The sequence below is a fragment of the Psychroserpens jangbogonensis genome (genome assembly GCF_000797465.1).
GTDB classification, from domain to species: Bacteria; Bacteroidota; Bacteroidia; order Flavobacteriales; family Flavobacteriaceae; genus Psychroserpens; species Psychroserpens jangbogonensis.
Genome location: NZ_JSWG01000009.1, coordinates 742,298 through 762,036, shown reverse-complemented (window position 1 = coordinate 762,036; position 19,739 = coordinate 742,298). Strand labels below are relative to the sequence as shown.

Below are 19,739 nucleotides of genomic sequence, written 5' to 3'. Positions count from 1 at the left end.
ATAACGGTATTTTAAAATGTTTATTGAAAAAATATCATTGGCCTTTGAAAGCACTCAATACAATTGCTGTCGCTGTTGCCACATTTAAGCTTTCAGTAGCTTTCAAATTTCCAAAACGAGGAATACCTAATTTCTTATGGACTAAGCTTTCAATTTTCGGAGAAACCCCGTTAGCTTCATTACCCATTATTATGATGCCTTTTTTTGGCAAGGTTTCTGAATAAATACTTTTTCCATCCATAAAAGTTCCATAGGTTTCAAGCTCCGAATGTTTAAGATAGTCATCCAAATCTATATAATTAATTTGTACTCGAGTTAACGAACCCATTGTGGCTTGCACAACTTTAGGATTGTAACAATCAACAGTTTCTAAACTACAAACAAGGTTTTCTATTCCAAACCAATCACACAGACGTATTATTGTTCCTAAATTCCCAGGATCTCTTACATCATCCAGAGCTAATACTAAAGACGATTCTTTTATAGATTTTGGTTCTGGCATTTTAAAAATAGCTAGTGCAGTATTAGGTGTTTTTAATGCACTAATTCGTTGAAGATCTTTTGGCGAAATTAAAGTTGTCTCAGCATCAAAAATAGCATCAGTTGCGAATAATTGGTACAACTCAAATTCCGAATCTAAAAATTCGCGAATGCCCTTTATTCCTTCTACTAAAAAAAGTTTCTCTTGATGTCTAAACTTTTTTTGACCTAAGGATTTAATTAACTTTATCTCATTTTTTAATATACTCACAATGTATTTACTTTTGTTACTTGAATAGGATTTACAAAGTAATACTTTTTTGGTCTATTTTTTGTTATGCTATAGAACATTAAAACAGTACATTTGAATTACGTCGTTTTTCTAATTGATTTTTGTTGAAAAAAAGCCTCTATTACATATCGCTTCTCTTAATGATTGTCTCATTTACAACCTCATGTAATGTCATGAAACATGTTGGTAAAAATGAACATTTATTAACTGAAAACACCGTATTGATTGATGGTAAAAAAGACAAGACTGAAACAGTTAGCAATCTTATTTACCAAAAACCTAATGGCGAATTATTAGGCGTACCTCTCCGACTTCATATATTTAATCTAGCTAGACCTAATATAGATTCCATTTTAAATAACAAATATCGAAACCCGGAAAACCCAAGAACTGGTCAAAAAAAATTACTCTCTTTAAAACAATATGAAGCCCTAATTAATTCAAAGAAAGGTTTTAATAATTGGATTAAAAAAACTGGTGAAGCTCCTGTTATTTTAAATGAGAATAAAGCAGAAAAAACAGCTGCAGGACTAAGAAAATATTTTTATAGTAAAGGGTGGTTTAATGTTAACACAAGTTTTGACATTCAAAAGGATAGCACTAAAAAAGCAACTGTCACCTATAATATTGTTCGAGGTAACCCATATTTTTTAGATTCTATTACCATCGATATAGCAACTCCAATAGTCGACTCGTTATACCGTTCAAAATTCAAAAAAAATTCACTTTTAAAACAAGGGCAACAATTTGACGAATTGAACTATACTAAAGAACGCAATAGACTAACTACAGAGCTTAGAAATTCTGGCTTGTACCATTTTGGACAAGACTATATAAGGTATGATATTGATACCATTTTACCAGGAGACAAGGTGAACACAGAGTTAATTATAGAAAACAGAGCTATTAGATCTGAAGATTCTATATCACGCGTTCCATTTAAAATTTATAAAATAAAAGATGTCAATATCTATAGCGATTATAGATTTGAGAACAAAGAGAAGACCATTACAGATTCTGTTGAATATGAAAATTATAATCTTTACAGTTATGAGAAATTAAAGTATAGACCAAAGGCCTTGACCGATGCTATTTTTATATCGAAAGGCAAAATATTTAGAGATATTGATAGAACCAGAACTTACAGGTATTTGAGTGAATTAAAAGCATTTAACTATCCGAATATTGAATACATTGAAAATGAACAAGACACCACATTAACAGCAAATATATATCTGTCACCCAAAAAGAAATATGATTTAGGTTTTGATTTTGATGTGACTCAAAGTAATATACAAACTGTAGGATTTTCTATAAGTACTGGACTTATTATCAGGAATATTTTTAGAGGTGCTGAAACTTTTGAAATATCTGGTTTGGGATCTATTGGAGCTTCAAAAGACGCCTCAGACAGTAAAGATCAATTTTTTGATATTAATGAATTTGGTGTGAACTTAAAACTCAATATCCCTAGATTTTTTGTGCCATTTAATACAGACAAAATTATTCCGAAATACATGTCTCCAAGTACACGAATTAGTGCAGGCACGACTAGTCAACGTAATATTGGGCTAGACAAACAAACTTTAACAGGTGCCTTAAACTATAATTGGTTCCCATCAGAAAAAGTGACTAATAATATTGATTTATTTAATGTACAGTTTGTAAAAAACTTAAATATAGATAATTACTTTGGCGTCTATCAAAATTCATATGATCGACTAAATCAAATTGCTAAAGACATTGACTATATAGACAATAATGATGATTTATCTATACCTGATGGAGCTGATATTTTTATTGATGATGTTTTAGCCGATAACACCTCATTAAATCCAGATGATGATAACTATGAGGATGTCAATAACATTTCACAACGTAAAGACCGTCTTACGGAAGACAACCTTATTTTTTCTACGAGCTTCAACTATGTCAAAGACCGAAGAGAAAATCTTTTTGATAATGATTTTTCAATTTTTAGATTTAGAGTTGAAACCGCTGGAAACTTATTTACAAGCTTAGCCAAACCACTTAATTTAAGTAAAAATGACAATGGTAAATATGAAATACTTGGCGTTCCTTTTTCACAGTTTATAAAAACCGAATTCGACTATGTTAAACATTGGGATTTAGGTAAGAAAAATGTATTAGCGATAAGAAGTTATTTCGGAATTGCAATTCCTTTTGGCAACTCTGATAACATTCCTTTTGCTGAAAGTTTCTTTGCAGGTGGACCAAACGACATTAGGGCTTGGTCGGCTTATAATCTCGGACCAGGAAGCTCATTATCTACAAATGAGTTTAATGAAGCAAATATGAAAATCACTTTAAGTATAGAACAACGTTTTAATCTTGTTGGTCGTTTTAATGGTGCCATTTTTGTTGATGCAGGAAATATTTGGAATGTTCTTGATGACGTCGAAGATAAAGCTGCTACTTTCGAAGGACTTAGTTCTCTAGAAAATATAGCCGTCGGTTCTGGATTTGGTTTACGATATGATTTTAGTTTCTTCGTTTTAAGACTAGATGCAGGGTTAAAAACTTATGACCCATCAAGACCACCTGGCTCTCGATGGTTTAAGGATTACAATTTCGGAAATGCCGTCTACAACATAGGTATAAACTATCCTTTTTAATCTTTTCAACAATAACGTTTGCGTAGATACATTAGTCATCTATGTGATAAATAGCGCTTAATTTATTTAAAAATTGTGTATTTTTGATAACTTAATTTTCAACTTATAAAATCACAATAATGAGTCATAATATCAAAGGTGGAGTTGCTACAGGACGTGAAGTTCAAGAGATTTTTAAACTAGCTAAAGAAAAAGGGTTTGCCTTACCAGCAGTTAATGTTATAGGATCGAATACCATTAATGGTGTTTTAGAAACTGCAAAAGAATTAAATGCACCAGTTATTATTCAGTTTTCAAATGGTGGTGCACAATTCAATGCAGGAAAAGGATTAAGTAACGAAGATCAAAAAGCAGCTATTGCAGGTTCAATAGCAGGAGCAAAACACATACATCTCATGGCTGAAGCTTATGATGTTCCTGTGATTTTACATACCGATCATTGTGCAAAAAAACTATTGCCTTGGATAGACGGTTTGTTAGATGCTAGTGAACTACATTTCAAAGAAACAGGAAAATCTTTATATAGTTCTCACATGATTGATTTATCTGAAGAACCTATTGAAGAAAATATAGAAATATGTAAAACATACCTTGAGCGAATGAGCAAAATGGGAATGACTTTAGAAATCGAACTAGGTATAACTGGTGGAGAAGAAGATGGTGTAGATAACACCGATGTTGATGATTCTAAATTATATACACAACCTGAAGAAGTTGCTTATGCTTATGAAGAATTAAGTAAAGTAAGTGATCAATTTACAATTGCTGCTGCTTTTGGAAATGTTCATGGTGTTTACAAACCTGGAAACGTTAAGCTGACTCCAAAAATCTTAATGAATTCTCAAGAATTTCTTTCCAGCAAACATAATTTACCTAATAATCATATTGATTTCGTATTTCACGGAGGTTCTGGTTCTACAGTAGAAGAGATAAGAGAAGCTATTGGATATGGTGTTATAAAAATGAATATTGACACAGATATGCAATATGCATTTATGAGCGGTATTCGTGATTATATGGGAGAAAAAGAAGCGTATTTAAAAGCTCAAATTGGAAATCCTGACGGTAGTGATGTACCTAACAAAAAGTATTATGATCCACGAGTTTGGTTACGAAAAGGTGAGAATGCATTTGTTGACCGTCTAAAAAAAGCATTTGAAGACCTTAATAATGTAAATACTTTATAACTTTGCACTCTAAACTAATTAACTAAATCTTATTAAATGGCTTGGTTTAAAAGAAAAGATAAGGGTATACAAACAACTACCGAAGAGAAAAAAGACACACCTAAAGGGTTGTGGTACAAATCTCCAACGGGTAAAATTGTTGACACCAAAGAATTAGAGAAAAACTTTTATGTGAGTCCAGAAGATGGATATCACGTAAGGATTGGAAGCAAAGAATATTTCGAAATTTTATTTGATGATAATAAATTCAAAGAATTAGACCCAGACTTAACTTCAAAAGACCCACTAAAGTTTGAAGACACCAAAAAATATCCAGACCGTTTAAAAGCGGCACAAGAAAAAACTAATCTTAAAGATGCTGTTCGTACAGCTGTCGGAAAATCTAATGGACAAGATTTAGTAATTGCTTGTATGGATTTTACATTTATTGGAGGTTCTATGGGAAGTGTTGTTGGTGAAAAAATTGCACGAGCTGCCGAATATGCTTTAAAGAAAAAAATACCATTTATGATCATTTCCAAATCTGGAGGTGCACGTATGATGGAAGCTGCTTTATCTTTAATGCAATTGGCAAAAACTTCAGTTAGATTGGCTCAATTAGCAGACGCTGGCATTCCTTATATATCTTTATGCACCGATCCAACTACTGGTGGAACTACAGCATCGTTCGCAATGCTAGGTGACATAAACATTAGTGAGCCTGGTGCTTTAATCGGTTTTGCTGGACCAAGAGTCGTAAGAGATACTACAGGAAAAGAACTGCCTGAAGGTTTCCAGACCTCTGAGTTTTTATTAGAACATGGTTTCTTAGATTTTATAACACATCGTAAATATTTAAAAAAGAAAATCAATTTATATATTGATTTAATAAAAAATCAACCTTTACGAACTGCATAAAAAAAAGCGAGCCAAATGGCTCGCTTTTTTTTTATCTCTAATCTTTAATTTCTAGTTCAATATAATAGGAATCTCAGTTCCATCATTAAAAGTAAATGTAGCTTCATTATCACAATCTCCATTTCCATAACCAAACGTGCCTCCAAAATTTGCACGTTGAATATCCACATTACCGCTCACAAAATAAGAACAACCAACTTCTCGTCTTAAAGGTGTTAACACCTCAAAAGTATGTGTGTTTCCATTCACAAAAGTTGTTGTCCAGTTTCCTATAACTTCAAACACATTATCACTAAAGACACCACTTCCGAAGCCCTCAACCCATTCTCTAATTTTGAGTCCTTCTCTACTCGCTTCAGCTCCATTTGGCCAGGTTACAGTAAGGTCTAAATTATGTGTAAATTGAGGATTACCATTGTCATTTGACAATTGCCTTAATATTGTTCTGCTTCCTATCATCTGTTTTGTGTCAAAATAGAAATCAACCAAAGCATAATTGATTAAAATTTCTTGTGCTTCTACATTTCTAGTGTATGACAACACAATTTGCCCTTTTAACAAATGTCCATTAACAATACAGCCTTCAGTTCCAAAATCTAAAGTAATCTCTCTAAACCCTTGTTCAACTATAATAGTAATAGTTACACAATCTGGTAAATTAGACTGGGAACTAGTTGTTCTGTTTAGTTCACTACTCTCTTGAAATTCGTATGAACCTATAATAATATCACTAATAGATTCACTTGCAACATCTACTTCCGCAGCGCGCATAACCTCAGTCATATCTAAATTTTGTTCTTCTGTTTCAGAAGAATCATCATCACTGCAGCTTACAAATGCAAACGCAATAAATACCAGCATAAAAATTGATTTCTTAAAAACGTGTCTTTCTTTCATGATTATTTCTTTTAATAGTTAATTATGATGTTAAGACCTAATCAATTAGAAAAGGTTTAATCTTTCCGTTCAAAATGGAAAAAACAGTGATTTCAAAATTTGTAAATCATTAAAAATTACTATATTTGCCGCTTGAAAGAACGACTTTCAACGTACATAAAAATCATTTACAACAATATTAGCATGTATTTATCAAAGACAGAAAAAGAGAAACTTTTTAAAAAACACGGTAAAAACGCACAAGACACTGGTTCTGCAGAAGGACAGATTGCGATTTTCACACAGAGAATTGAGCACTTAACTGCTCATTTAAAAAGCAATCGTAAAGATTATAACACAGAACGCTCATTAGTTATGTTAGTAGGAAAGAGAAGAAGCTTACTAGATTACTTAACTAAGAAAGATGTCTTAAGATATCGTGCGATAGTTAAAGAATTAGGATTAAGAAAATAATCTCAACAAAAAGACCACGCCTAACAGCGTGGTTTTTTGATATATAATAACTCGGTTTTGGACGAGTATAAAAACCAAAATTGAAGAAGCTAATTATAGTTTTTCATTGGTCACACAACAACTACACAACAACACAACGACCATTGTTTAACATTGTTCAAGCATCAACAATAGTGCTCGAACTAGAATTAAAAAATTTATGATTCCAAAAGTATTTAGAGAGGTCATTGACCTTGGTGACGGTAGAGAAATTTCTATCGAAACTGGAAAATTAGCAAAACAAGCGCATGGTAGCGTTGTCGTGCAATCAGGGAAATGTATGTTATTATGTACAGTTGTTTCCAATTACGAACAAAAAGACCTTGGTTTTCTGCCGTTAACTGTAGATTACAGAGAAAAATTTGCTGCTGCAGGTCGTTACCCAGGAGGTTTCTTCAAAAGAGAAGCAAGACCTAGTGATGGTGAAGTATTAACAATGCGTCTAGTGGATCGTGTATTACGTCCATTATTCCCAAAAGATTATACCGCAGAAACTCAGGTGATGATTCAATTAATGTCTCATGACGATGATGTTATGCCAGATGCTATGGCTGGATTAGCTGCTTCGGCTGCTATTCAATTATCAGATTTCCCTTTTGAATGTGCTATCTCTGAAGCTAGAGTTGGTCGTGTAAATGGCGAATTTGTAATCAATCCAACACGTGCGCAATTAGCAGAATCTGATTTAGATATGATGATTGGTGCTTCTGCAGATTCAGTAATGATGGTAGAAGGCGAAATGGATGAGATTTCTGAAGAAGAAATGGCTGATGCTATTAAGTTTGCTCATGAAGCTATTAAAGTTCAATGTGCTGCTCAATTAAGATTAGCTGAAGCATTCGGAAAGAAAGAAGTTCGTGAATATGAAGCTGATAGAGAAGAAGCCGATTTAGCCAAGAAAATTCATGATATGGCTTATGATAAAGTATATGCTATTGCAAAAGCTGGATCTGCTAAACATGAAAGAAGTGCTGCATTTAAAGAAATAAAAGAAGATATTAAAGCAACGTTTTCCGAAGAAGAAATGGAAGATTACGGTGGTTTAGTATCTGATTATTACAGAAAAGCAGAAAAAGCTGCGATTAGAGATTTAACCTTAAATGAAGGTTTGCGTTTAGATGGTCGTAAGACTGACGAGATTAGACCAATTTGGTGTGAAGTAGATTACTTACCATCTACACATGGTTCTTCAATCTTTACACGTGGAGAAACTCAAGCATTAGCTACTGTTACTTTAGGAACATCTAGAGATGCAAACAAAATAGATATGCCATCTCACGAAGGTGAAGAGAATTTCTATTTACATTATAACTTCCCTCCTTTTTGTACAGGTGAAGCTAGACCAATTCGTGGAACCTCTCGTAGAGAAGTTGGACATGGTAATTTAGCACAACGTGGTTTAAAAGGAATGATTCCTGACGACTGTCCTTACACAGTGCGTATAGTATCTGAAGTATTAGAATCTAACGGTTCGTCTTCAATGGCTACAGTATGTGCCGGAACAATGGCATTAATGGATGCTGGCGTACAGATGACAAAACCAGTTTCTGGTATTGCAATGGGATTAATTTCTGATGCTGAATCTGGAAAGTATGCTGTATTGTCTGATATTTTAGGTGATGAAGATCACTTAGGAGATATGGATTTCAAAGTGACTGGTACTGCAGATGGTATCACAGCTTGTCAAATGGATATTAAAGTAAAAGGATTATCATACGAGATTTTAGTTAACGCGCTTCAACAAGCTCGTGCTGGTCGTTTACATATCTTAGAGAAATTGACAGATACAATTGCTACACCAAATGCAGATGTAAAAGATCATGCTCCTACAATGGTAACAAGACGTGTTCCTAACGAATTTATTGGAGCCTTAATTGGACCTGGTGGAAAAGTGATTCAGGAAATGCAAAAAGAAACTGAGACGACTATCGTTATTAACGAGGATCCAGTAACTGAAGAAGGTATCGTTGAAATATTAGGTGTAGGAAGAGAAGGTATTGATGCTGTAATGGCGAAAATAGATGCTATCTTATTTAAGCCTACTGTTGGTAGCGTATACGAAGTAAAAGTAATCAAGATGTTAGATTTTGGTGCTGTTGTTGAGTATATGGATGCACCAGGAAACGAAGTTTTATTACACGTATCTGAATTGGCATGGGAACGTACAGAAAATGTATCTGATGTTGTAAACATGGGAGATGTATTTGATGTGAAGTATTTTGGTCAAGATCCAAGAACGCGTAAAGAGAAAGTTTCTCGTAAAGCTATCCTACCAAAACCTGAAGGTTATGTAGCAAGACCACCAAGAGATGATAAACGTTCTGGTGGACGTGATAGCAGAGGTAGTAGAGATAATCGCGGACGTGATAACCGTCGTGATGATCGTAAACCAAGAGAAGATAAAAAAGAAGATTAATTTCTTTTAATCATATTAAAAAGAGCCGCTTTTAAAAAAGTGGCTCTTTTTTTGTCCAAATAATTTAAATATTTTCGTGAATCATTTAATACTCCTTTTTCCTACATAATAATATTACTTTATGTATAATAGCTTGACTTGCATTAGTTTTTCTTATATTACAAGCTATGATACATGAAGATAAAGAAAAATATAAAGACATTTTAAAAGAGTCAGTAGATTATCTTGAGCAACATGGATTCGAAAATATTAAAGCGGATACTGAAGGTTATGAAACGCCTAAATCATTTATAAAAAAAGGTAGTGACATTACTGTAACTCCTGATATTGTAGCAGAAAAAAATGGAACAAAACATTACTTTGACATAAGTCTTAAAAGTGAAAAACCTAAATTATTAAAATCAAAATGGCTATTTTTAAATGCTCTAACAGCATTAAAATCACACCACTTTAAACTGATAACAACAAAAGGTCATTACAAATTCACTAATGAAATGCTAGCTGACATCAACTTAAACAATAAAACATTAATCAAATTATAAATTAATTTAATTTTCTTGTAACATTTTTTGCACTTGTTACGTATAACTATATAGTATAATACATTTACCTAAATTTAAGGAGAGAAATAAATGAGACAGTTAAAAATCACGAAGCAGGTTACTAATAGAGAAACCGCATCTTTAGATAAATACTTACAAGAAATTGGTAAGGTTGATTTAATTACTGCTGATGAAGAAGTTGAATTAGCTCAACGAATCAAATTAGGTGATCAACTGGCTCTTGAAAAATTAACTAAAGCAAATCTTCGTTTCGTAGTTTCTGTTGCTAAACAATACCAAAATCAGGGTTTAACATTGCCTGATTTAATTAATGAAGGTAACTTAGGATTAATCAAAGCTGCCCAACGATTTGATGAAACACGTGGATTTAAATTCATTTCTTATGCAGTTTGGTGGATTCGTCAATCAATTCTACAAGCTTTAGCTGAACAATCTCGTATAGTTCGCTTACCTTTAAACAAAATTGGTTCTATAAATAAAATTAATAAAACATTTGCGTTTTTAGAACAAAGTCATGAACGTCCTCCAAGTGCTGAAGAAATAGCAAAGGAGTTGGACATGACTATAAACGATGTTAAAGAGTCTCTAAAAAACTCTGGCCGTCATGTCTCAATGGATGCTCCATTGGTTCAAGGTGAAGATTCTAACCTCTACGATGTTTTACGTAGTAATGAATCACCAAATCCAGATAGAGATTTATTGCACGAATCTTTACGTACAGAGATCGAACGCGCTTTAGAAACCTTAACGCCTCGTGAAGCTGATGTAATTCGTTTATATTTCGGTCTTGGAAATCAACATCCAATGACATTAGAAGAAATAGGAGAAACCTTTGATTTAACACGTGAACGCGTACGTCAAATTAAAGAAAAAGCAATTAGACGATTAAAACATACGTCTAGAAGTAAAATATTAAAAACATACTTAGGTTAGTAATTACTACTATTTACGACCTAATAACAGTAACAAACAGTTACAAAATAACTGTTCGTTTTTTGATTGATGAAAGAACCCACGGCTGATTACCGTGGGTTTGTTTTTTTATTCTATTTTTGCAAAAAATAATTTATGTCTTCAAAGCTTATTGCTCCATCAATTTTAGCAGCTGATTTTGCTAATCTTCAACGTGACATCGAAATGGTTAATACAAGTGAAGCCGATTGGTTCCACATTGATATCATGGATGGCGTTTTTGTTCCAAATATTTCTTTTGGAATGCCAGTATTAAAAGCGATTACTTCACACGCGAAAAAGCTTGTTGACGTCCATTTGATGATTGTTGATCCAGACAGATATATCAAAACATTTTCTGATCTTGGTGCTCATAATCTAACCGTACATTATGAAGCATGTACTCATCTTCATAGAACACTGCAAGCAATTAAAGCGGAAGGCATGCAAGCTGGAGTTGCCTTAAATCCACATACACCAATATCACTTTTAGAAGATGTTATTATTGATATTGATTTGGTATGTTTGATGAGCGTAAACCCAGGATTTGGCGGTCAAAGCTTTATTGAAAACACCTATTCTAAAGTGAAACAATTAAAAGCCTTAATTAGCAAAAAAGGAGCGTCAACAAAAATTGAGATTGATGGTGGTGTCACAAACAAAAATGCAAAGCAACTTATTGATGCTGGTGCAGACATACTGGTTGCTGGCAGTTACGTTTTTAAAAGTAAAAACCAAAAGAACACCATTAAAAGTTTGAAAACTTTAGCTAATAGTTAAGTAGTTTCCTTAGCTCCATAACCATAACCATAGCCATAATTATAGCCATAACCGTAAGATCTACTAGCACCAACTCCATTAATCACATAGGCCATATTTTTAATCTTGCCCGATTCAAATAACTCTTCAGCAAAACTAAGAATCTTTTTTTCTGTATAATTGGCTCTCGAAATATAGACCGTAACATCCGCAAGCTGAGAAATCAACATCGTATCTGTCACTAGAACTGTAGGTGCTGTATCTACAATCACATAATCATAGAGATCTTTAGCTTCTTCGATAAGGGCTTTAAATCTGCCATTTGTCAATAAATTTGTTGGATTTGGCGGGATATTTCCAGACAACAGAATATCATGATTTTCATGTTGTTGAAATCCTTGAATAAGGACATCTTTCCAATCAACACTAGCATCATGTAAGTAATCTGAGAGTCCTACTGTGTTCTTATCAAATTTCGTGTGCGTATGAATTTGAGGATTACGCAAATCGGCTCCTATTAGCAACACTCGCTTATTCATGCTCGACAATGCTAACGACAAATTGATACTTATAAAGGTTTTACCTTCACCCTTTATGGTGGACGTGCAATAAATTATTTTACCTTTTTCATCCGCCTCTACAGGTAGTAAGTAATTCACATTGGAACTTAAAATCCTAAAAGATTCTGCTAATACGGTTCTATCATTTGGATCAACGAAAATAGCTTTTTCTCTTTTACTAATATCAGGGATTTCTGCGATGATTGGAATTCTATTATTGAGCTTCACAATATCCTCTTTCCCGTGAATTTTAGTATCCACCATAAAAATTAAATACAATATTGTAAAGGGCACAAACAAACCGGCTAAAATAGCTGCCGCATAGGCTATATTTGGCTTTGGAGTTACGGGACCCGGAGATGATAAGGCATAGTCAACCACTTTTATAGACGGTTCTACAATAGCTAAGTTTATCGCTGCTTCTTCTCTTTTTTGCAGCAAATAAAGGTATAAACTTTCTTTAATCATTTGCTGACGCTCAATGGCTCTCAGTAATTTCTCCTTTTCTGGTATTTGAGATACTCTACCCGCAAACTTTTGATTCCTGCTTTTTAACTGGCTTTGTGTTACTTTAATTTGCTGAAGATACGCACTCAAGGACTTTGTAATGTTAGATCTTAAATCAAAGATATAAGACTGTGTGAATTTCACCGTTGGATTGTTCTCCCCTCCACTTCTGATTAATTTATCACGCTCAAGAACCGCCACATTAAATTCATCAATTAGTGTATTTATGTTACCACTTTCTAAACCAATATTAGCAGGTAACAATCCACTTTCTAGATAATTATTCATTGCCTTTTGAAGCATTTCCACAATCACAACCTGACGTTCTACCTGAAAGACCTCTTCATCAGATTGAGAACGCTGCTGAAGACCCATTGTTACATCTGCAGCAAGATCTACTAAGTTATTGCGTTCCTTAAACTCCTTTCGGCCAACTTCAATAGAATCTAATTCAGTAGCCAGATAAAAAAAACGGTCATCAATAAAATCTAGGGTACGTTGTGATACCAACTGTCGATCTTTGATACCATCATTATCAAAGACCTCTATAAGCTTATTTAAAATACGCTCAGAAAGAAATTTACTCTGTCCCTTCATAGATAAACTTAACAAATCACTTTGTTCACCGACAAGTCCTATTGCCAAACTTGATTTTAAGTTTAAGGTTGCCGCTTTTAGCGGCTTAAAAATTACTGTATAGCGTTTACCTATCGATTCTTTTTTAGATTCTTCGTCATCCATCCGTATTTCAAATGGCAAATCATGAACAACTTCAAAGCTATTGTGATCTGGAATTTCAAAAACCTCTCTTGTTCTTGTATGTGTAATCTCAAAACTTTCTTTCTTAACGTCAATAATGTAAGACCTTACCATTGGAATACTATCTACGGCAATTCCTTGTTTAAAATAAAAAGGCAGCTCTGCAATTTGAAGCGTCTGTATGGTGCCTTCTTCAAAAAACAATGTATTGAGCTTTAATTCTTTGGCTACTTTTTCTAAAATTACATATGAATTAAGTATTTCAATTTCATTCGCTAAGTTAATATTAGAGCGTTTAAAAATAAAGGCAGCCGTAGGTAATGCTAATCCATCAGACTCATCTAACACTTTTATTTTAGCGGTCGTTTGATATATTCTTGGAGCATACCTAATATAGATGTAGGCACTTATCAACGTCATAATTAAAGCCAACACGAACCAAGGCCAATATCTTAGGTATTTTCTAAATTCCTGCTTTAAGTCAGACTTATCATCTTCTAGAATGGTAAAGCCATTATTTTGTGGAGTATTCATATCTATCGGGACAATATTATTGTGGTACTTAAAACTATAGAGGCGATTGCCAATAAAGTGGTCAAACTAGAAATATAACCCGAACTAGTAACACTAGGCTTATTTTGGTTGACAATAATAGTGTCATTAGGCTTAATGTAGAAAAACTCTGTACTCATAAAATCTGTATTGGTCAAATTGATGTGTGTAATAGTTCTAACGCCTTCTGCATCTCTGGTCATGATGATATCGTCTCGCTTCCCGTTAATTGTTAAATCACCCGCATAGCCTATGGCTTGTAAAAGGGTGATGTTCTCTTCTGCAAAATTATAGGTTCCAGGCGTATTTACTTCTCCCAAGACCGTTACTTTTGAGTTGACTACACGAACTCTAACGGTTGGGTTATTTAAATGACCTCCTTCAACCAGTAATCTCTTAATCTCAGATTCTGCTTCATTTACTGTAAGATTAGAAAGTACTATTTCTCCTAAAACAGGAAAATTAATCATACCCTCTTTAGATACTAAATACCCATCTAATTGAAAAACTAGCAGACTAACTTGTTGTAAATCTCCACCTATATTGTAGGGCTCGGCAGCTTCTGGAATTAAAGTTTCAATATCTATTTTTAAAATATCATTAGGTTGAATGTTTGTATCTTGAAAATTAATTTCAGAGGTGTTGTTTTCTTCTGCATCTTGTAAATACCAAATATCCTTCTTCGAGGCGCAAGACATAACCACAAATAGAAGTAGTACTGAGAAATACTTTAATTTCATAATTATAATATCAATTTAGAACGCAAATATAATCTATTTAGGGTAACCACAAAGCAGAGCTGGATTTGATTTTAGGGGAAAACAAGATTATACTTTAATACGAGTTTTTTTTTTAATCTTATTTAATGCTTTGGTAATTATAAACGGCATACCGTACAAAATAGAACCATATACAATTAGTAAGCCTATTTGCGTATTTAAATTTAAATGCAACATATTAAAAGCGATAATGACTATCAATACATTTAAAAAGACTATTGTAAACGTAGTCTGAATATGGGAAAAACCAGACTGTATAAATCTATGATGAATGTGATTTTTATCAGCCTCAAACGGGCTTTTTTTCATGATAAAAATTCTAATAAAAAATATTCTTAAGGTATCAATCAAAGGAAAAAACAACATGGCAAATGCCAATGCCGGCGATGCCCTATAGTATTCAGAATCTATGTTTAATTGGGATTGTGATATAAAGCTAATGGTAAAAAATGCTAGTAAGAACCCAACAATCATAGAGCCCGTATCACCCATGAATATTTTATTTTTGGTAGAGAAATTAAATTTCAAAAATGCTAATAACGCACCAATGAGCGCCACTGAAATTGTAGCCAAACTAAGGGCTCCTGAATTGTAAAACAGTAGTGTAAAAAACACACTTATTAATAAAGCAACACAACCTGCTAGACCATCAACACCATCGATAAGATTGTAAGCGTTTATTATTAAAATATACACAAACAACGTGAAGCCAATCGACACCCAATATGGGAGCATATCAACGTCAAAAATTTTCGAAAACCCAACAATACGCGTATCTGTAAAGACAATTAGCAATAAGGCTGCAAGTAATTGACCTGTAAACTTTTTGCGAGCCGACAACACCGTTAAATCATCTTTGAGACCCAGAAAAAACAGAATAGTCAAACCACCCATGACCAAAAGTAACACTTTGGTATTCAACATGGTACCAACAATAGTCATTACGACCACTAAACTAAAGAAAATACCGATACCGCCTAAGGTTGGCGTTTTGCTCGAGTGCATACTTCTGCTATCGGGCTCATCCATGAGGTGCTTTTCTTTAGCAACGTAAAGAATCGTTGGAAAGGTTTGATAAGCAATTATAAATGCTAACACAAACGCGCACACTAACCATATTAACGGACTGTTTTCCGGATTAAAATTTTCAAGTAATGTTTTAATCATAAGCAGAATATGATGTTTAAGGACATCATACTTTTAATTAATAGCCTAAGCAAGATACAAATTTTAAAACTAAGTCATATTAAGTTCGTTATAATGCAGAATTCTAACGAATATGTGCACGTATTAACCTTTTGGCAATAGCCCTTTTAAAGATTCGACAATTCTTAGGGCTGTTTTTCCATCCCATAAAGGAATATCATTACCTTCTTTCCAAAGACCTAAGAACAGCTTGTCTAAATACGGTTTTAAATTTTCCGGGGCTGTACCAACCAATTCATTTGTACCTAAAGTAATGGTCTCTGGTCGCTCTGTATTATCTCTAAGGGTTAAGCAAGGCACTCGCATTACAGAAGCCTCCTCGGTAATTCCTCCAGAATCTGTAATGACTGCTTTGGCGCGCTCCACCAAATAATTAAACTCTAAATAACTCAAAGGCTCAACCATGTGAAGCCTGGAATGCTTAATATTAAGACGTTCTAATATTTTAGCAGTTCTAGGATGCACAGGAAACACTAGTGGTAAGTTTTGTGTGTTGGCCGTAATTTCATCAATCATATCCTTAAGCTGAGACTCTTCATCAACATTTGCTGGTCTATGAAGCGTCATGACGATGTAGTTACCCTTTGAAAGTTGTAAATCGTCCCAAACTTGAGGTTGAATAAATTTGGGTTGTTGTTTTAGCAAGGTATCAATCATTGTATTACCGACGAAAAATATCTGATCCTCATCGACACCAATCTTTTTCAAATTATCGTTTGCAGTTTCAGAAGTCGTAAAAAAGTAATTGGTGATACTATCGGTTACCAATCTATTAATTTCCTCAGGCATGGTCCAATCATCTGAACGAATTCCGCCTTCCACATGTGCGACTTTAGTCTGTAACTTTTGAGCGACTAGAGCACAAGCCATAGTAGACGTTACATCACCAACTACAAGTACTAAATCTGTAGGATTAGCTAATAATTCTTTTTCAAAACTAATCATGATATTTGCTGTTTGTTCAGCTTGTGAACCACCACTGCACTCTAGATTCACATTAGGCTCAGGTATTTCTAGTTGTTCAAAAAAACTACCTGACATGTTTTTATCGTAGTGCTGGCCTGTATGAACCAATCTATACTCTAGAGGAAACCCTTCTTTTTTTGCTTTTTGAATGGCGTGAATAATTGGCGCAATTTTCATAAAGTTTGGTCTTGCGCCAGCAATTATTGTAATGTTATACATTAGTCTCTTTTTTTAGTTAGGGTATTGATCATTGATTACTCTACTTTTTTTGGTGGCTTAACAGAGAATAAGTAGGAATATTCTTAAAATCACATCTTAAAACATATTTATATATCTACTACTTAATTCCTTATATGTGTTTGACTTATTTTAATGCGTCATACACCTTTTTTGTTCGTTTGCACTATATTATCCAAATGTTTTATTAGTTCTAGTGTAAATCTGTTTGCTCCATCTGCATTTAAATGGTCCGCATTAAAGAACAATGAATCAGGATAAGCTAAGTCATTAGTTTTGTCAAAAATCACAGTGTGCCTTTCATATTTTTCTTTAAGAGAGTTATACTTTTTCATTATTAAGGGCGCAATATTTTCAAAATATCTGCTGTAGACGGGACTACTAGTTAGAACAACTGGTATTTCTCGATCTTGGCAGATTTTTAATATTGAATCTAGATAACCAACGTTTACTTTTGAAACTCCAAGTACTTTATCATTCCAATAATAATGCCGTTTAATTGCAGATTGCCAATCTGAAACATTACTACTTTTTGTGTTAGAATATTGTCCTAAGTAATTAATATGTGTTTTCTTTGGATAAAAAGCAGTTTGCTTCCACAATGTTTTATAAAAACCAGAATAGTCGATAGGAATGATATTTTCAATGTTTTTAAAGTTTTCGATTGGATAAATTCTTTTAAACATTTCACCAGACAATCGCTCATGGCTAAATTTATGGTCATTGAATTGAGAAATGTTTTGAGGCGCGAACCCTAAAATTAGGGTATCAGGCCTAATAGAATTAAATATTTTTTTTAATTTCCAATATGTTATAATATATGGTTCTGATAATTGAGATATATTTTGTGCATTTTCAAAAAAATCAGGATTTAAACTTTTTGCAGTGTGAGAGTCACCTGCAATTAATATTCTAGTAGTATCTATATTCAAAGATTCTGATGTATAAATGAAATAATTAATAATCATATTCCCTCCAAAGTAAAAAAGAAGAATTACTAAAAATAAAATTGTTCTTGTTATAAATCGTTTCATAAGTTAAAACTGAAAATAAATAAATTGTTGTTCTTTTCCACTAAACCATAATATTGAAAGAGTAATAACGAAATATGCGGCATATCTATACACTGGTTTCCATTTCTCACCCACATGAGCAATTGCAAATTGGCCTTCTCGTCCAATCCACTCTATTATGACAAATATTGAGATAAGCATAATAATTGTCTTGTATTTCCAATATACACCAACTAATAAAAATGAGCTAGGATTTTTAAAAATGTCTGAAATGTATTGTATCGCATGTTGGATATTTTCAGCCCTAAAAAATATCCATGCAAAAACAGTTAATGCAAATGTTAGACTCATTAAACCAAACTCCTTTAGAGTTGGCAATACTCTGCCTTGGGCGACTACATCTAAATTATTTCTATTGTTTTTAGTAAGTAAAAGAGGTAAAAAATAAATAGCATTTAAGGTTCCCCAGACAATAAATGTCCAATTGGCACCATGCCAAAACCCACTGACAATAAAAATTATAAACGTATTTCTTACTTTCATTAAAGTCCCACCTCGACTTCCACCTAATGGTATATAAAGGTAATCTCTAAACCAAGTTGATAGTGAAATATGCCATCGTCGCCAAAACTCTGCTATATCTCTAGAAAAATAAGGAAATGCGAAGTTTTGTTTCAAGTCAAACCCAAAAAGTCTCGACGTACCTATTGCAATATCTGAATACCCAGAGAAATCACCATAAATCTGAAAAGTAAAAAACAATGCGCCTAAAACCAAAGTACTTCCAGAATAGTCTGTTGAGTTATTAAAAATATGGTTAGCAAATTCAGCACAGTTATCAGCAATTACAATTTTTTTAAATAAACCCCATAGTATTTGACGCATGCCACCAACAGCCTTATTATAATCAAAATGTCTTTTTTTATAAAATTGAGGTAATAAATGCGTCGCTCTTTCAATTGGACCTGCAACCAATTGTGGAAAGAAACTAACAAATGCCGAAAATGCAACAAAATCTTTAGTTGGCTCTAATCGTCTTTTGTAAACATCAATAGTATAACTTAAGGTTTGAAATGTATAAAAGCTAATACCTACAGGTAAGATAATATTTAAAGAATTTGCTTTTATAGTAGTTCCTAAGAATGAAAAAGCAGTAATAAAATTGTCTAAAAAAAAGTTGTAATATTTAAAAAACCCAAGAAATCCCAAATTTACGCAAATACTTATCCATAGCAGAAGTATTCTTTTTTTTTGATTGTTTTCGGTTTTAAGTTTAGTTCCAACTAAATAATCAACTAAGGTACTAAACAGAATTAAAGATAAGAAACGCCAGTCCCACCAACCATAAAACAAATAACTGGCTGCAACAATTAATAAATTTTGTAGCTTTAAGTTCTTGTTCGCAACAAACCAATAGAGTATAAAAACTATTGGTAAGAAAATAGCAAAGTCAATTGAGTTAAAAAGCATTCCTTTTTTCTATTCTTTATTGTTAATTATTAGCAGTGTCTGTCATATCAAAATGACTCACAACTGTTCTAAAATAAATAAATGTTTTAATCAAATCTAATCATTATTTAAAATGATACT

At 33.2% G+C, this 19,739-nt stretch carries 16 protein-coding genes; 8 read left to right on the top strand and 8 right to left on the bottom strand.

The window, feature by feature from the left end; translation table 11 throughout:
* Window positions 1-34: 34 nt before the first annotated feature.
* A complete protein-coding gene (locus RH81_RS10395) occupies window positions 35-751 on the bottom strand; it encodes a TrmH family RNA methyltransferase (RefSeq protein WP_241478980.1) in 717 nt (238 codons plus the stop codon).
* Window positions 752-912: 161 nt separating this feature from the next.
* Here RH81_RS10395 and tamL point away from each other — a divergent pair, with 161 nt between their 5' ends.
* From tamL to accD, 3 genes are all read left to right on the top strand, one after another.
* A complete protein-coding gene (gene tamL / locus RH81_RS10390) occupies window positions 913-3,408 on the top strand; it encodes a translocation and assembly module lipoprotein TamL (protein WP_081988275.1) in 2,496 nt (831 codons plus the stop codon).
* A gap of 119 nt (window positions 3,409-3,527) precedes the next feature.
* Window positions 3,528-4,595 (top strand): class II fructose-bisphosphate aldolase, encoded by a 1,068-nt coding sequence (fbaA, locus tag RH81_RS10385; RefSeq protein ID WP_033960128.1) that lies wholly within the window; start codon window positions 3,528-3,530, stop codon window positions 4,593-4,595.
* Between the two features lie 36 nt (window positions 4,596-4,631).
* Window positions 4,632-5,492: an acetyl-CoA carboxylase, carboxyltransferase subunit beta gene (gene accD, locus RH81_RS10380; protein WP_033960126.1), complete on the top strand. Its 861-nt coding sequence runs from the start codon at window positions 4,632-4,634 to the stop codon at window positions 5,490-5,492.
* A 51-nt stretch (window positions 5,493-5,543) separates the two neighbouring features.
* Here accD and RH81_RS10375 read toward each other — a convergent pair whose 3' ends face one another.
* Window positions 5,544-6,389, bottom strand: coding sequence for a hypothetical protein (locus RH81_RS10375; protein ID WP_052172513.1), 846 nt, complete (start codon window positions 6,387-6,389; stop codon window positions 5,544-5,546).
* A gap of 183 nt (window positions 6,390-6,572) precedes the next feature.
* Between RH81_RS10375 and rpsO the strand changes: the two genes are divergently transcribed.
* The 5 genes from rpsO (at window position 6,573) to rpe (ending at window position 11,591) form a co-directional block, all read left to right on the top strand.
* The gene (rpsO, locus tag RH81_RS10370) at window positions 6,573-6,842 is read left to right on the top strand and encodes a 30S ribosomal protein S15 (RefSeq protein ID WP_033960124.1); all 270 of its coding nucleotides are present in this window, start codon (window positions 6,573-6,575) and stop codon (window positions 6,840-6,842) included.
* A 199-nt stretch (window positions 6,843-7,041) separates the two neighbouring features.
* On the top strand, window positions 7,042-9,297 hold the full coding sequence (locus tag RH81_RS10365; protein WP_033960122.1) for a polyribonucleotide nucleotidyltransferase: 2,256 nt from the start codon (window positions 7,042-7,044) through the stop codon (window positions 9,295-9,297).
* A gap of 167 nt (window positions 9,298-9,464) precedes the next feature.
* Window positions 9,465-9,839: a hypothetical protein gene (locus tag RH81_RS10360; protein WP_033960120.1), complete on the top strand. Its 375-nt coding sequence runs from the start codon at window positions 9,465-9,467 to the stop codon at window positions 9,837-9,839.
* 90 nt (window positions 9,840-9,929) lie between these two features.
* Window positions 9,930-10,793, top strand: coding sequence for a sigma-70 family RNA polymerase sigma factor (locus tag RH81_RS10355; RefSeq protein WP_033960119.1), 864 nt, complete (start codon window positions 9,930-9,932; stop codon window positions 10,791-10,793).
* A gap of 135 nt (window positions 10,794-10,928) precedes the next feature.
* Window positions 10,929-11,591 carry a ribulose-phosphate 3-epimerase gene (gene rpe, locus RH81_RS10350; RefSeq protein WP_033960118.1) on the top strand — a complete coding sequence of 221 codons (663 nt, stop codon included), beginning with the start codon at window positions 10,929-10,931 and terminating at the stop codon, window positions 11,589-11,591.
* Here the strand turns inward: rpe and RH81_RS10345 are convergent.
* The 6 genes from RH81_RS10345 to RH81_RS10320 all read right to left on the bottom strand — a co-directional run bounded on the left by RH81_RS10345 (window position 11,588) and on the right by RH81_RS10320 (window position 19,619).
* Window positions 11,588-13,930: a GumC family protein gene (locus RH81_RS10345; RefSeq protein WP_052172512.1), complete on the bottom strand. Its 2,343-nt coding sequence runs from the start codon at window positions 13,928-13,930 to the stop codon at window positions 11,588-11,590. The two genes, rpe and RH81_RS10345, sit on opposite strands and share 4 nt — an antisense overlap.
* Before the next feature lie 2 nt (window positions 13,931-13,932).
* Window positions 13,933-14,688 carry a polysaccharide biosynthesis/export family protein gene (locus RH81_RS10340; protein ID WP_033960116.1) on the bottom strand — a complete coding sequence of 252 codons (756 nt, stop codon included), beginning with the start codon at window positions 14,686-14,688 and terminating at the stop codon, window positions 13,933-13,935.
* 87 nt (window positions 14,689-14,775) lie between these two features.
* A complete protein-coding gene (locus RH81_RS10335) occupies window positions 14,776-15,894 on the bottom strand; it encodes an MraY family glycosyltransferase (protein WP_052172511.1) in 1,119 nt (372 codons plus the stop codon).
* A 123-nt stretch (window positions 15,895-16,017) separates the two neighbouring features.
* Entirely contained in the window at window positions 16,018-17,118 is a 1,101-nt protein-coding gene (gene wecB / locus RH81_RS10330) for a non-hydrolyzing UDP-N-acetylglucosamine 2-epimerase (RefSeq protein WP_033960114.1), read from the bottom strand.
* A gap of 158 nt (window positions 17,119-17,276) precedes the next feature.
* Window positions 17,277-18,170 (bottom strand): hypothetical protein, encoded by an 894-nt coding sequence (locus tag RH81_RS10325; RefSeq protein ID WP_033960112.1) that lies wholly within the window; start codon window positions 18,168-18,170, stop codon window positions 17,277-17,279.
* 3 nt (window positions 18,171-18,173) lie between these two features.
* Window positions 18,174-19,619 (bottom strand): MBOAT family O-acyltransferase, encoded by a 1,446-nt coding sequence (locus tag RH81_RS10320; protein WP_033960111.1) that lies wholly within the window; start codon window positions 19,617-19,619, stop codon window positions 18,174-18,176.
* Between the last annotated feature and the right edge of the window lie 120 nt (window positions 19,620-19,739).